The sequence below is a fragment of the uncultured Campylobacter sp. genome (assembly GCF_938040115.1).
In the GTDB taxonomy this organism is placed as follows: Bacteria; Campylobacterota; Campylobacteria; order Campylobacterales; family Campylobacteraceae; genus Campylobacter_A.
This window is the reverse complement of sequence record NZ_CALHXD010000298.1, coordinates 1-12966: the sequence shown is the minus strand read 5'-3', so window position 1 is coordinate 12966 and position 12966 is coordinate 1. Positions and strand designations below refer to the sequence as shown.

At 47.0% G+C, this 12966-nt stretch carries 17 protein-coding genes; 8 read left to right on the top strand and 9 right to left on the bottom strand.

The window, feature by feature from the left end; translation table 11 throughout:
* Window positions 1–380: 380 nt before the first annotated feature.
* The 4 genes from Q0314_RS10195 to Q0314_RS10180 all read left to right on the top strand — a co-directional run bounded on the left by Q0314_RS10195 (window position 381) and on the right by Q0314_RS10180 (window position 2235).
* Window positions 381–581, top strand: a complete 201-nt coding sequence (locus Q0314_RS10195) for a DUF2625 family protein (protein ID WP_298058716.1) — start codon at window positions 381–383, stop codon at window positions 579–581.
* The gene (locus Q0314_RS10190; RefSeq protein WP_298058714.1) at window positions 532–831 is read left to right on the top strand and encodes a DUF2625 family protein; all 300 of its coding nucleotides are present in this window, start codon (window positions 532–534) and stop codon (window positions 829–831) included. The genes Q0314_RS10195 and Q0314_RS10190 overlap by 50 nt, the downstream gene beginning before the upstream one ends.
* Before the next feature lie 151 nt (window positions 832–982).
* Window positions 983–2008 (top strand): NADH:flavin oxidoreductase/NADH oxidase, encoded by a 1026-nt coding sequence (locus Q0314_RS10185; protein ID WP_298058713.1) that lies wholly within the window; start codon window positions 983–985, stop codon window positions 2006–2008.
* 62 nt (window positions 2009–2070) lie between these two features.
* Entirely contained in the window at window positions 2071–2235 is a 165-nt protein-coding gene (locus tag Q0314_RS10180) for a hypothetical protein (RefSeq protein WP_298058712.1), read from the top strand.
* A gap of 33 nt (window positions 2236–2268) precedes the next feature.
* Here the strand turns inward: Q0314_RS10180 and Q0314_RS10175 are convergent, their stop codons facing one another.
* The 3 genes from Q0314_RS10175 to exbB are packed head-to-tail and all read right to left on the bottom strand — an operon-like array spanning window position 2269 to window position 3890.
* Window positions 2269–3126 (bottom strand): energy transducer TonB, encoded by an 858-nt coding sequence (locus Q0314_RS10175; RefSeq protein ID WP_298058711.1) that lies wholly within the window; start codon window positions 3124–3126, stop codon window positions 2269–2271.
* Window positions 3092–3469 carry a TonB system transport protein ExbD gene (gene exbD, locus Q0314_RS10170; RefSeq protein WP_002950018.1) on the bottom strand — a complete coding sequence of 126 codons (378 nt, stop codon included), beginning with the start codon at window positions 3467–3469 and terminating at the stop codon, window positions 3092–3094. The genes Q0314_RS10175 and exbD overlap by 35 nt, the downstream gene beginning before the upstream one ends.
* Entirely contained in the window at window positions 3462–3890 is a 429-nt protein-coding gene (exbB, locus tag Q0314_RS10165; protein ID WP_002952142.1) for a TonB-system energizer ExbB, read from the bottom strand. The genes exbD and exbB overlap by 8 nt, the downstream gene beginning before the upstream one ends.
* A gap of 216 nt (window positions 3891–4106) precedes the next feature.
* Here exbB and Q0314_RS10160 point away from each other — a divergent pair, with 216 nt between their 5' ends.
* Both Q0314_RS10160 and Q0314_RS10155 read left to right on the top strand, forming a co-directional pair.
* On the top strand, window positions 4107–6104 hold the full coding sequence (locus tag Q0314_RS10160; protein ID WP_298058710.1) for a TonB-dependent receptor: 1998 nt from the start codon (window positions 4107–4109) through the stop codon (window positions 6102–6104).
* Between the two features lie 135 nt (window positions 6105–6239).
* Window positions 6240–6446, top strand: a complete 207-nt coding sequence (locus Q0314_RS10155; protein WP_157753478.1) for a hypothetical protein — start codon at window positions 6240–6242, stop codon at window positions 6444–6446.
* A 54-nt stretch (window positions 6447–6500) separates the two neighbouring features.
* On the opposite strand, the gene Q0314_RS10150 is transcribed toward Q0314_RS10155, so the two are convergent.
* The 6 genes from Q0314_RS10150 to Q0314_RS10125 form a co-directional block, all read right to left on the bottom strand.
* Entirely contained in the window at window positions 6501–7109 is a 609-nt protein-coding gene (locus Q0314_RS10150) for a tetratricopeptide repeat protein (RefSeq protein ID WP_298058706.1), read from the bottom strand.
* Window positions 7110–7130: 21 nt separating this feature from the next.
* Window positions 7131–8474, bottom strand: coding sequence for an FAD-dependent oxidoreductase (locus tag Q0314_RS10145; RefSeq protein WP_298058704.1), 1344 nt, complete (start codon window positions 8472–8474; stop codon window positions 7131–7133).
* A complete protein-coding gene (locus Q0314_RS10140; RefSeq protein WP_298058702.1) occupies window positions 8471–8776 on the bottom strand; it encodes a type II secretion system protein in 306 nt (101 codons plus the stop codon). Before Q0314_RS10140 ends, Q0314_RS10145 begins: the two co-directional genes overlap by 4 nt.
* Window positions 8777–8787: 11 nt before the next feature.
* Complete coding sequence (prfB, locus tag Q0314_RS10135; protein ID WP_297966279.1) at window positions 8788–9888, bottom strand: peptide chain release factor 2; 1101 nt, start codon at window positions 9886–9888, stop codon at window positions 8788–8790.
* A gap of 59 nt (window positions 9889–9947) precedes the next feature.
* A complete protein-coding gene (locus tag Q0314_RS10130; RefSeq protein WP_298058700.1) occupies window positions 9948–10184 on the bottom strand; it encodes a hypothetical protein in 237 nt (78 codons plus the stop codon).
* A gap of 258 nt (window positions 10185–10442) precedes the next feature.
* On the bottom strand, window positions 10443–10742 hold the full coding sequence (locus Q0314_RS10125; RefSeq protein WP_298058698.1) for a DUF883 domain-containing protein: 300 nt from the start codon (window positions 10740–10742) through the stop codon (window positions 10443–10445).
* Window positions 10743–10906: 164 nt separating this feature from the next.
* On the opposite strand from Q0314_RS10125, the gene panC reads away from it, so the two are divergent.
* Both panC and rimO read left to right on the top strand, forming a co-directional pair.
* Window positions 10907–11728, top strand: coding sequence for a pantoate--beta-alanine ligase (gene panC / locus Q0314_RS10120; RefSeq protein WP_298058696.1), 822 nt, complete (start codon window positions 10907–10909; stop codon window positions 11726–11728).
* Window position 11729: 1 nt separating this feature from the next.
* On the top strand, window positions 11730–12966 hold a 1237-nt coding region (rimO, locus tag Q0314_RS10115; protein WP_298058694.1), incomplete at its 3' end, for a 30S ribosomal protein S12 methylthiotransferase RimO.

Here is a 12966-nt window from a genome sequence, read left to right as displayed (position 1 = left end):
TAGACTGCGGCTACAACATCATGGGCATGGGCGACGTGGCTACCGACGCCGAGGGCAACACGATCCTAGCTTGGGACGCAAAATAATCTACTGATATAAATTTGGCGGGGCGACTCGCCAAATCCTTCTTTTAAATTTCATCAAATTTGACCCAAAGGGCGCGCGATGAGGGCTTTAGGCGAGCTTATAGACACAAATGAGCCGGGCTGGGAGTTGGTCGAATAGCGGCTAAATAAGCTAAGAACGAGTAAAGTTTTACCGCGTGATGAGAGCAGGGTGCAAAGCGAGCTTTTGGGGTTTCAGGTCACTACACTCGCTCGCCGATGGGCGCGCTTGCTTATGACTGCAACAGCATCGTGATTGAGGGCGGTTGACTGCGCGTGCTTGGTTCTGGCTGTGAGCGGATGAAGCGCGGAATTTACAGTTTCAATCTTGGCAAAAGTTTTAGCGAGGCTGAACAGATTCCTAGTTATTTGCTCGTGGCGGACGATATTTTGGGCGGATTTTTCGCGATAAACGGCGGCGCATTTGATGGCAAAGCCGGCAACATCTTTTACTATGCGCCAGATAGCGGCGAATGAGAGGATACGCAGCTTGGCTACTCGCAGTTTTTGTACTGGACGCTTTGCGGCGATATCTAAATTTTACGAGCTTTACCGCTGGGATGGCTGGCGCGATGACGTGAGAAAATTTAGCCTTGATAGGGTGATGTTTGCCTTGCCGCCGATACTTTGGCAAGACGCCGACGTAAAATTAAGGCTAAAAGAGATGAAAAAAGACGGCGTGGACATAGACGAGTATTTTGCCTCTATGTTTAGCGGCGGCGAGTAAAATTTTCAAATTTGATGGAAATAAAATAAAGGCCGTTGCAGCTCGTTAGCCTTACTGCGCGCGCCTGTCAGCTACTGAAATTTGCCGCTCAACTAAATAAATTTAAACAAATATCCTAAAATAACCGCAAATAATCTTTAAAGGATTTCTCATGCAAAGCTTGCTTTTTACGCCGCTAAAAATCGGCGATCTGCAGATCAAAAACCGCATCGTAATGCCGCCGATGTGCATGTATAAGGCCAAAAACGAGAACGGCTGCCCTAGGTGCTTTCACCGCTTGCACTATGCCGCTCGCGCGCTGGGAGGCGTCGGGCTCATAATCGTCGAGGCCACGGCCGTCGAGCCTAGAGGTAGGATCACGAGCCGCGATCTGGGGCTATGGAACGACGAACAGCTAGAGGCGCACGCCAGGCTCGTCAAGGAGTGCGTCAAGTACGGCGTCGCAATGGCCGTCCAGCTCGCGCACGCTGGCAGAAAAAGCGAGTGCGATGGTCTGATCGCACCTAGCGCGGTAAAATTTAGCGAGAGTTACAAAATGCCGAAACAAATGAGCGCGGACGATATTGTTGCAGTTAAGCAAGCTTTTGTTCAGGCTGCGATCAGAGCCGAGCGTGCAGGATACGCCGCGACCGAGATCCACGCCGCGCACGGCTATCTAATCAGCGAATTTCTCTCGCCTGAGATCAATCTACGAGACGACGAATACGGCGGGAGCTTCGAAAATCGTACGAGATATTTAAAAGAAATTTTAAGCGAGATAAAAGCCGCGGTGCAAATCCCCGTCGGCGTGCGCATAAGCGCGGATAGCTGGGTGAAGGGCGACTGGAGTCTAGAGGATAGCGTGCGGCTAGCAAAAGAGCTCGAGGCTTTGGGTGCGGCGTTTATCCACGTCTCGGCGGGCGGATTTTTTGAGCGCACGGATAGCGCGCCTGCGTTTACTCCGCTGTATCAGGCGAGCTACGCTAAGGCGGTAAAACAGGCGGTTGGCATACCCGTAATCGCGGTCGGACTCATCACAAAGGCATCTGAGGGCGAGGCGCTGCTGTTAGGCGGCGTTTGCGACGCGGTAGCCTACGGTAGAGAGCTGCTGCGAAATCCAAATTTCGCGCAGGCTGCGATGAGTGAGCTAGGGTGCGCTGAGCTGATAGAAAACTCGTACAAAAGGGCGTTTAAGTAAAATTTGGCGAGATCACTCGGCGTAAATTTGAACTAGTTGCGTCGGCTAAATTTGGCGTAAATTTGATCGGTCGTTCGGGCAAACCGTTTGGCAAATTTAGCCTAGCTATTAGGACTGTAAATTTGGCAAATTTACGTCCCTACTACGGCGTCAAATTTGATTTGATTGCGACCGATTTTAGTAAAGCTGATTATTTTTTGATTTACTCCGTCAAATTTGTAGAATAAAATAGAAATTTAAGCCGCAAAAACGGCTTAAATTTAGGTGAGTTTGTAGCTAACCGGGATTTTTATGACGTAGTCGCGATCAAGCGTCGGAAAATCAGGCGCGGCGCGGTTTATGAGCTCGACCGCGGCCTCGTCTAGCGTCTCATAGCCTGAGCTTTTTATCACTTTTACGTCGCGGACGGTGCCATCTTTTTTGTATAAAAAGCTGACCTCTACGACGCCCTGATGGCGCATTTTTTGCGCGCGTTTAGGATATTTGTGATGCTTTTGTATCGCCTTTTGGATTTTAGAAAATCTCTCGTCGCCGGCTGATGTCGCGAAGTTAAATTCTCCTACCGTTTCAGCTCCGCTAGGCGGTAAATTTGATTTTACGTTCGAGCTTGGAGCACTACTTGGTTGCGCTGCGGGCGGCGTAGGAGTAGGCGGCGACGGCTGTGCGGGCGGCGTTGCCTGCGCTACTTGCTGTTCCGGCTCAGGCTCAGGCTTTTTAACCGGTTTTGGCGTAGGTTTAGGCTTTGGTTTTTCCACGGGCTTTTCCACGGGTTTTGGCTTCTCTACCGGTTTTTCTATTGGTTTTGGTTTTTCTATCGGCTTAGGTGGCTCGACCGGTTTTGGCGGTTCTGGCGGCGTGACGACAGGTTCTGGCGGAGGAGGCGCAGGCGGTGACGGAGGCGGCGGCGCTGGTGGGGTAGGTGCCGGCGGGAGCGGAGCTGCTGGCGGCGTAAAGGTATTTAACGCTATCTTGACGCTTTTTTCTTCCGGCATCGGTTTTAGTTCTTCGTAAAATTTGATAAAAGATCCGATGAGGATAGAGTGCAACAGGATAGAAACGCCAAGCCCCGTAAAGCTGGCGCGTCTATTCAGTTGTTGTCGTGATAGCGAAGTTTTCATGATTTTTTTCTTTTAGTATGTCGATAACCTTGATAAACGAGTCGAATTTACTCTCTTTATCGCTTTTGAGTTCTATTAACGTTTCGTTTTTTATCTCGTTTAGCTTTTCTTTTAAATTTTCCTCGGCGATTTTCTCTTCGCCTATAAAAAATTCATTATCTTTATTAATTAAAACGGCGATTTTATCGTTTTCGTCTTGCTTTTTTTCCGCGCTTTCGCTGTTTGGCAGGTCGATTTTGATATTGCCCTGAGCGATAAAGGTAGAGATGCTAAGCACGATAGCTAGCAAAACGAGCATAATATCTATGAGTGGGATTACGTTTAATCCCTCTTTTTTAGGCATTCTCACGTGAAGCCTTGTAGCGGTTTACTAAAACGTCCACTTTTCTCATAAACGCGTTGTAGATCATTAGCGTCGGTATCGCGACGATGAGGCCTAGCGCGGTTGCTTTTAGCGCGAGAGACAGGCCGACCATGATGCTTTTAGTGTCGATGCCGCCGCTCATACCCATGTCGTAAAAGGTTACCATGATGCCCGCAACCGTACCCAAAAGCCCGATATACGGCGCATTTGAATAAACTATATAAAGCGTTGTTAAATTTCTAGTTACGCTCTCTTCAAAGTCGTCTTGATTCTTGTAATTTTCAAATTTAACGTTTGCGTAAAAGATCAAGCGCTCTATCGTGAGCCATACTACGACAAAGCTCATAAGCCCTAAAATACCGATGATAACGTAATCGACGTTGTGTTTGAGAAATTCCATTTAATGCCTTCTTATAAAATTTGCGCGTGAATTATATCAGATTATGGTATTTATTGTCAATAACGAATAGGCAAGTAATATTTTATATAAATTTATCTAAAATTTAGTCTTAGGATTGTAATATTCGTTTTCAAAATTTGAGCTGATCAAAGAAAATGAAATTTAAATATATTTCTAAATCGGCGCAAATTTTCGTAAATTTAAAGAGGAGAAAAAATGAGTTTTAACAATGTTGCGAAGGTTTCTTTCGTAGCGGCTCTGGCTATCGGCGCAAATGCCGCCGAGAACGTAACGCTAAGCGGCGTAGAGGTAAGCAGCACTAGCGGCGGCTACGGCGTAGACGACGTAAAGATAAGCACGAGAAACGCAGGCATACTAAAAGACGTCATGCGCGATATCCCGGGCGTTTATGTGGGCGGCACGAACGGCATGAATCAAAAAATCTACATGAGAGGCGTGAGCGACCGCGGCTTAAATATCACGATCGACGGCGCGAAACAAAACGGAAATACCTTTCACCACAACGCAGACCTACTAATCGACCCTGATCTGATCAAAGCCATCGACGTTGAGGTCGGCTCGCGCTCTGTGGTAAACGGCGCTGGGGCTCTGGGCGGTTCGGTAGCCTTTAGGACGGTGGACGCTAGAGACCTGCTGGAAGAGGGCGAAATCATCGGCGCCAAAATCAAAACGGGCTATGCCTCAAATAACGACGAATTTTCGCAAGGACTCACGGTTTTTACCGCACCAGTCGAAGGGCTTGACTTTTTAGCCGCGATAAATCACAAAGGCTACGACTACGGCAAGAGCGGCAACGGTAAGAAAATCGGCGGCGACGGCAACGATCTTAGCTATCTTTTTAAGCTCGGATATAGCTTTTTAGACGTGCACAGGATATCGCTCTCTCACGAACACAACCAATACAAGGGACTTTATCCGTTGAGGGCGGAGTTTGGCAGCTGGCATAGCGCCGATGCCGACCGTAAATACGAGCGCGATACGACGACGTTAAAGTACGAATTTACGCCGAGCGAACTGCTAAATCTAGACGTAACGGCGTATCATACGAAGCATCAGAGAATCGACGGTAGCAAATGGGGCGTAAAAACTAGAGGCCTAAGCGCGAAAGCAAAAACCGCGATAGAGACGGGCGACGTGACGCAAACGCTAAGATACGGCGCGGAGTACTACCACAGCGAGAACTTTAACAAACCGCAAAACAACCGTCCCGAAAAAGTAAACAACTACTCGTTTTACTTAGAGGACGCGATCAAATTTGCAGGCCTAACCGTGACTCCTGGCATCAGATACGAGCGCCACGAGCTAAAGACATATAACGGCACGGGCGCAAATATCGGCGGATACAAATACAAATTTGATGAGTTTACGCCCGCTCTCGCGCTTGATTACGAGTTTATGAAAGGGCTTGGCGTATTTGCCAGCTACGCTAAAGTGTTTAGAGGGCCGGACGTTATGGAGTCTATGCTAGCTAGCGGCTCTAGTAGGGGTACGGCGCTAGGATACAGAGCAAACCCTGATCTAAAGGCTACTACGGGCGATAGCTACGAGATCGGCGGACGCTACAAGGGCGAGTTTAGCGAAACGGGACACGTTAGCTTCGTAGCTAAATACTTTAAAACCAAATACAAAAATCTAATCGTAGATAATAACGCAGCAGGCGGGCGTATAAATCCGGTGCTTTATAGGATCAACGCAGGCGGCGCGGATATCGACGGCGTCGAGCTTTTGGCGAGGTTAAACCTTGACGCGCTAAGTCTTGGCGCTAGCTACACTCATCAAAAAGTAAGATATAAAGACCGCGTGAGAAACGGTAGCGGCGGCTACTACACGTCAAATATCATCGGCTACCGCGACCAAGGCGACAAATACACCTTTAACGCCGAGTATTCGATAAACGCTATCGATACGCTTGTGGGTTATAACCTTATTTATTTCGCCTCGAAAGACACGACGAGTGCTGGCAACGACGCTGCCGTACATATCCCGAGCTACGCCGTGAGCGACATCTATCTCACTTATGCGCCAAGTGGCGGTAAATTTAAAGGACTTGAGATAAACGCTGGCGTTTATAACGTATTTAACAAAGCCTACGTCTCGCACTCTCAAAGAATGGCTGAATACACGGGCGATGCGAACGCTATCGACTGGGAGCCGGGCAGAAACTTTAAGGTTAACGTCTCTTATAAATTTTAATTTTTATTCTAAACTTACGCTTCCGGGGGCTTAAATTTAAGCCCCTTTTTTATATCTTTTATCAAATTTACGCAAATTTAGCTTTGTTTATTTTTGCTATTTGCGAGTAAAATCGGCTCAAATTTAACCTGTTTTTTGGCGGAGCGAATAAAATTTTGCTACGGAACGCCAAGAATAAAACCTAAATTTGAGCAGTTAAATTTGCGAGCATTCGGCGTCAAATTTGACGGATGGTTTTTGGTTTTTATATTTTCAAAGATGTGGGTTTTGGGAGGTAAATTTTGGGGCAAATTTGAAGTTAAATTTGCTACGGTCAAATTTAAAAAGGCGAGCCGAATTTGACTCGCCGTAGTAAATTTAACGCCGAATTTAAATGCGTTAAATTTACTGTTTTTATTATCGCTTTCTGCCCATTCTTTTTAGATTGTCGCATGCAGACGTGTCGCCGCTAAAGCACGCCGAGCGGTAGATGCTTCTAGCTTTTGACTCGTCCTGCGCTACGCCTAGGCCGTGCTCGTAAAGTACGGCCGTGTTCGTGCAGCACGGTACGTCGCCTAGTTTGCAGCCTCTATCGTAGGCCGACATAGCGTTTGCGTAGTCTGGCTCTTTGCCGTCGGCGTTTGAGCGATAAAACTCGCCTAGGTAGTAGCAAGAGTACGCGCCGCCGTTCGTGCATGAGGCGCTATAGATTTCAAGTGCTTTGTTCGCGTCTTTGCTTACGCCAAGGCCGGTTTGGTACATGTTGGCGAGGTTTGTGCAGGCGGCTTGATAGTTGTTTTTGCATGCTCTTTCATAGTATTTTAGAGCGGTTTTGTGATCTTGTAAATTTTGATAGCTGATGGCAAGATCGTTGCACGCGGAGTAGTTGCCGCTTTCGCATTTTGGCTTTAGAACTTCGATGGCGCGTTTGTTAAAATCGTAGTCGGGGTTGTCGTTGGGTCCGCCGCTTGAAGCTGCGCATCCTACAAACAAAAGCCCGATAAAGGTAAGAAGTAAATTCCTCATTTTTTATCCTTTCCGTCGTTTTTAAAATTGTCCAAAGAGGTCATTTAGCGCTTCGCTGATGCTAGGATGGGTGAAAATCTGATTTTTAAAGAAATCAGCGCCCGCGCCTAGAGCCATTGCGATGGCGATCTCGTTGATAAGCTCGTTTGCGTAAACGCAGTGAAATGCCGCGCCTAAAATTTTGCCGCTTTTTGCGTCTACGATCGCTTTTAAAAAGCCGGTTTCGTTGCCGACTACCTTTGCGCCGGGGACTGCGGCTAGTGCTAGTTTTAGGACTTTAAAGTCCAAATTTTGCGCCGCGGCCCGTTTCTCGTTTAGTCCGATGCTAGCTAGCGGAGTCTCGGTAAAAAGCGCGCTAGCGTGAGGCGAACGGTTTAGAGTGCTACGTTTGCCCGCACCAAAAAGCTTGTCGAATACGATGCGAAAATCATCTAGGCTCGTGTACGTGAAAAGCTCGCCGCCGCGAACGTCGCCTACTGCATAGATATGCGGCTGGGCGGTTTGCAAAAACTCGTTTACCGACACGTTTCCTTTGGCGTCCGTTTGTACGCCGGCTGCGCTTAAATTTAGCTCCGCAGTCGCCGCTACGCGCCCCATCGCTAGTAAAAACGCGTCCGCGTCAAGGCATTTTGTTTCGCCGTTTTGGGTAAAATTTAGCGTGCTATCTTTTAAATTTTTAACTTCGCAGCCTTCTAAAATCTCGACGCCTTGCGTTTGTAGCAGCGATTTTACGCTCTGCTTTACGTCATCGTCCTCGTTTTTTAGCACGCCCGAGCGAGCTATGATAGTGACTTTTGAGCCAAACTCGGCAAACATCGAGGCAAACTCAAGCCCGATGTATCCGCCGCCAACGACTACTAGGTGCTTTGGAAGCGTTTTTAGGTTTAAAATCCCCGTGCTGTCATAAGCAGAATTTGAGCTAACCTCAAAGCTTGGTTTTTCGTTAACCGAACCCGTATTTATAACGATAGTAGGCGCGGTAAATACGCTTTTTGAGCCGTCTGCCGCCGCGACTTCGACGCTGTTTTTATCTATAAATTTAGCCGCGCCGTTTATCACGTCGATGTTTGCGTTGCCGTCGAGCATAGCGAAATTTTTAGCTCTAAGCGCGGAGACGAGAGCATCTTTTTTCTCGATACTTAGCGTGAAGTATTCGCCCGCGACGTTGTTATTTACGTATTGCGCTTCTTTGCTTAAATTTACTAGCTTTTTTGTCGGGATGCAGCCGACGTTTATGCATGTTCCGCCGTACATCTGCGCCGATTTTTCGATCACGGCGACCTTTTTGCCTAAATTTGCGGCTTTTACGGCGAGAGTTTTGCCTGCTTTACCAAAGCCGATGACGATGATATCGTAGTTTTTCATATATTTTTTCCTAGTATGTAGTGAGTAGTTTCATTTACTTTTTTTATGTTTATCTTGTTTTTTTCAGCCCAGTTTTCGATCACGTTTAGCGCATCGGGCGTTTTGCCCGCATTTTTTATCTTAAATACGTCCTCGCTACCGCTCATCGCGACGAAGCCGCCGAGCGGCTTTAGGTGGTCGTTTAGCGTGACGATGCTGCTTAAATTTAACCCGTCGCAGTTGTTTAGGATGCGCTTAACTTGTGCGGCGGTCGCGTCGTTTTCGTTATAGCCTAGTTGGTTTAAAAGAGCTGAAATTTCCATATTTTCCCTTTCTAGTTTATGCTTTTTTGACTTACCAAAACGCCCTCGATGAGCTTTTTTATGTCGCCGTCTAGTATCGCGTCGGTTTGGCTATATGCCTCGCCGCTACGGTTGTCTTTAACCTGCTGATACGGGAAAAGCACGTATGAGCGTATCTGATGACCCCAGCCGATCTCGCTTTTTTCGATGCTGCCGGCGGCTTCTTGCTGTTTCATCAGTTCTAGCTCATATAGGCGCGATTTTAGCATTTTCATCGCGGTGGCCTTGTTTTTGTGCTGGCTGCGGTCGTTTTGACACTGCACGACGATGCCGGTGGGTGCGTGAGTGATACGCACGGCAGACTCGGTTTTATTTACGTGCTGACCGCCTGCTCCGCCTGCGCGGTAGGTGTCGATTTTTAGGTCTTTTTCGTCGATTTCTATCTCGATGTCGTCGTCGATCTCCGGACTTACCATCACGCTTGTAAAGCTCGTATGACGGCGTCCGGCGCTATCAAACGGGCTGGTTCGTACTAAGCGGTGGATGCCGTTTTCAGCCTTTAGGTAGCCGTAGGCGTTTACGCCTTTAACGATAAAGCTCACGTCTTTTAGTCCTGCTTCTTCGCCTTCTTGGAAGTCCAGGGTTTCGACCTTAAAGCCCTCTCTTTCGCAAAAGCGCAGGTACATGCGGTATAGCATACTCGCCCAGTCGTTACTCTCCGTGCCGCCCGCGCCCGGGTGGATGGTGACGATGGCGTTTTTGCCGTCGTCCTCGCCGCTAAGCAGCATAGAAATCTCTAAATTTACTATCTTATCCTCTAACTCGCCAGCCTCGGCAAAGAGCGAATTTATCGTCTCTTCGTCGTTTTCAGAGTTTGCCAGCTCATATAGATCTTTTGCGTCGTCTACGGCGCTTTTAGCGTTTAGGAAGTTATTTAAGATATTTGAAATTTTCGTTTTTTCCTTGCCGATGGCGCCCGCTTTTGCGATATCTTGCCAGAAATTTTGATCGTTTTCTAGCTCCTCGATCTCTTTTAGGCGAGCTTTGATGCTTTCAGGCTTTACGACGCCAGCGATATTTTCTACTTTTGTGTTTAGTGTTTTTAGGAGTTCCGTGTATTCGTAATTATCCAAAATTTAAGACCTTTTTTGTGCTTTTTGGCGTGATTATAACATATTTGGATTAAGGTTGTTTATAAAATTTTATTTAGAGTAGGTATTATGAAATGTTTATCTATTATGGATATCAAGGCTTGCTTAATATTGCCTCTATTGATTAGGTTGAGCTCTGTTGAAAAGTTTGGTAGTGGGTCATTTAGTAATAAATTTAGTTTAGCCTCTTCGAGTTTTAGCTTTTTTTTATCTGTGTTTTTGTTCTCTAGCATCGATACCACTGTTCTTAGCTTTTCTTTTGTTATATCACTTTGCACGGAATACCTTGTATACGATAATCGAAGATAAAAAAGCTACAGCAGAGCAGGCAAAATACGCCCAAATTTCTCCGATAGTTTTTTCAAGGAGCGTGTGTAGCCCCAGTAAGAAAAATACCAAACCTATAATGCAGATTACGCTAGTTATCGTATTTAATAAAACAGAATTGGCGCTCCTTAAAAAAGAGCACCTGATGTCGTCGGCTTGAGCGTCTACGAGCTCTACTACCGAAACTATAAATTCAGATATACTGGCCATTATTTTTTTAGCAACCAAGCGGCTAAAAATCCAACGCCTGCAGCGATAGCAATGCTTTTTATCGGGTCTTGCTTTATTGCGTCGTTTACGTTTTCTATACCGTCTTTACCTTTTAGTCTTAGATCGTCTATATATTTTTTAATTTCGTCGCTATTTAGTTGATCTAGAATTTTGTCTTTAGCAGATTCTGCGCGCTGTGTACCTGTGTCTTTAATGGACTTGACAATGTCTTTTAAGTCTGTTTTTAAAGAGTCGATATCTTTTTTTAAAGACTCCAAATTTATCTCTTGAGTAGCCATTTTTGTTCCTTTTTTGTTATTTTGGAGCTAAAGCTCGTGAGAAGAATTTTATTATTTATTGATTAATACTCGCTAAACAGATTGCTGCTTAGAGTTAATTTATACCTTTAGTTTTTTTTGATATAATCTTTAGTCTTATATTTCTATATTTTAAAGAAGAGAAAATGCAAATTTTAAAAACAGCAGAACAGCTGCGAGATTTCGTCGCGGCAAATCCCGAAAATATCGGCTTTGTACCCACTATGGGCGCGCTTCACGACGGACACGCTAGCCTCATAGAAAAGTGCGTAGCAGAAAACAAAACCGCGATCGTTTCGACCTTCGTAAACCCGACTCAGTTTTTGGCGGGCGAGGACTTTGATAGCTATCCCAAAAACGAACAAAACGACGCTAAAATTTGCGAGGAGCTGGGCGTACATGCGATGTTTGCGCCTGAGGCTAGGGAGCTATATTTTGATACCGAGCCGCTAATCAGCGCGCCTGAAAATTTAGCAAGCATGCTTGAGGGCAAGACTCGCCCTGGACACTTTGACGGCGTGCTTCGCGTGCTAAACAAGCTCTTTAATCTAACAAACGCAAAGCGCGTCTATATGGGCAAAAAGGACGCGCAGCAGCTGCTCATCGTGCGTAATTTCGTAAAGACCTGTTTTTTAAATTTAGAGATCGTGCCTTGCGAGATCGTTCGCGCGCGCGACGGACTGGCGCTTAGCTCGCGAAACGCCTACCTAGACGAGGGGCAAAAGCTAGAGGCGCTTAAGCTTTCGCATTCGCTTAAAAAAGCCTCAAATTTGATCGCAGCCGGCGAGCTAAGCGCACAAACGATAAAAGGCGAGATGCTACAAACCCTAGAGCCGCTAAACGTCGATTACGTCGCGATCGTGGATAGAAATTTAAACGAGATCTCGCTAATAGAGCTGGACAACACCATCATCCTAGTCGCCGCGTATGTCGGCAAAACGCGTCTGATCGACAATCTGTGGGTATAAGATGGGCAAACTTCACTTAGTATCATTAGGCTGTAACAAAAATCTGGTGGATTCTGAAATCATGCTCGGACGCCTCTCAAACTACGAGATCACGCCCGATGTCGCCTTGGCCGACGTCATCATCGTAAACACCTGTGGCTTTATAAACTCGGCCAAAGAAGAAAGCATCCGCGCGATCTTAGATATGCACGAAGCGCGCAAAAAAGGCTCCCTGCTCGTGGTCACCGGCTGCCTCATGCAGCGCTACCGCGAGGAGCTGATGAAGGAGCTGCCCGAGGTCGATCTATTTACCGGCGTCGGAGACTACGACAAGATCGACGAGATCATCCTAAAAAAGCAAAATTTATTTAGCCCGGACACCTACCTGCAAGCAAGCGAAGAGCGCGTGATAACGGGCTCAAACTACCACGCCTACATCAAAATTTCAGAAGGCTGTAATCAAAAATGTAGCTTCTGCGCGATCCCGACCTTCAAAGGCAAGCTAAAATCCCGCGCGCTCGAAAACATCGTAGACGAGGTGCAAAAGCTCGTAAAAAAGGGCTACTACGACTTTAGCTTCCTCTCGCAGGACAGCAGCTCGTATATGCGCGATCACGCTGTTAGCGACGGCCTCATCTCGCTAATTGGCGCGGTCGAAAAGATCGAGGGCGTCAAAACCGCGCGCATACTTTATCTATACCCGAGCACGACCTCAAACGCGCTAGTGGAGCGCATCATAGCTTCGCCAGTGTTTGTGAACTACTTTGATATGCCGATCCAGCACGCAAGCGATAAAATGCTAAAAATCATGAGGCGCGGAAGCGGCGCGGCGCGGATCAAAGAGCTTTTAAATTTAATGAAAAGCGCGCCGGATGCGTTTTTACGAACCGGCGTCATCGTCGGGCACCCGGGCGAGGGTGAAGCCGAATTTGACGAGCTTTGCGCGTTTTTGCAGGAGTTTAAATTTGACCGCGTTTCGGCGTTTGCTTACTCGAAAGAGGAGGACACACTCTCGTATGAGATGGAGCAGGTGCCCGCCAAAATCATCTCAAAGCGCCTAAGCAAGATCGAAAAGATCACTCGCGCCGCAATCGAGGCGAGCTTCGCACAGGAGCTAGGGCAAAAATTTATCGTCTCGCTCGAGGGCGAAAGCAGCGAGGGCGAGATGTTTTACGCCGCAAAAAAGGCGCTGTGGGATAAGGACATCGACGGCGAAATTTTGATCAACGAAAGCGACGTGGAGCAGCTAGAAACCGGCG

What these genes read in the sequence shown, in the direction of transcription:
- Q0314_RS10145 (WP_298058704.1), bottom strand. Translation starts at nt 8,474, where the DNA reads ATGAAAAACTACGATATCATCGTCATCGGCTTTGGTAAAGCAGGCAAA.
- Q0314_RS10190 (WP_298058714.1), top strand. Translation starts at nt 532, where the DNA reads ATGGCAAAGCCGGCAACATCTTTTACTATGCGCCAGATAGCGGCGAAT.
- exbD (WP_002950018.1), bottom strand. Translation starts at nt 3,469, where the DNA reads ATGCCTAAAAAAGAGGGATTAAACGTAATCCCACTCATAGATATTATG.
- Q0314_RS10175 (WP_298058711.1), bottom strand. Translation starts at nt 3,126, where the DNA reads ATGAAAACTTCGCTATCACGACAACAACTGAATAGACGCGCCAGCTTT.
- Q0314_RS10140 (WP_298058702.1), bottom strand. Translation starts at nt 8,776, where the DNA reads ATGGAAATTTCAGCTCTTTTAAACCAACTAGGCTATAACGAAAACGAC.
- Q0314_RS10125 (WP_298058698.1), bottom strand. Translation starts at nt 10,742, where the DNA reads ATGGCTACTCAAGAGATAAATTTGGAGTCTTTAAAAAAAGATATCGAC.
- panC (WP_298058696.1), top strand. Translation starts at nt 10,907, where the DNA reads ATGCAAATTTTAAAAACAGCAGAACAGCTGCGAGATTTCGTCGCGGCA.
- Q0314_RS10150 (WP_298058706.1), bottom strand. Translation starts at nt 7,109, where the DNA reads ATGAGGAATTTACTTCTTACCTTTATCGGGCTTTTGTTTGTAGGATGC.
- Q0314_RS10160 (WP_298058710.1), top strand. Translation starts at nt 4,107, where the DNA reads ATGAGTTTTAACAATGTTGCGAAGGTTTCTTTCGTAGCGGCTCTGGCT.
- Q0314_RS10185 (WP_298058713.1), top strand. Translation starts at nt 983, where the DNA reads ATGCAAAGCTTGCTTTTTACGCCGCTAAAAATCGGCGATCTGCAGATC.
- exbB (WP_002952142.1), bottom strand. Translation starts at nt 3,890, where the DNA reads ATGGAATTTCTCAAACACAACGTCGATTACGTTATCATCGGTATTTTA.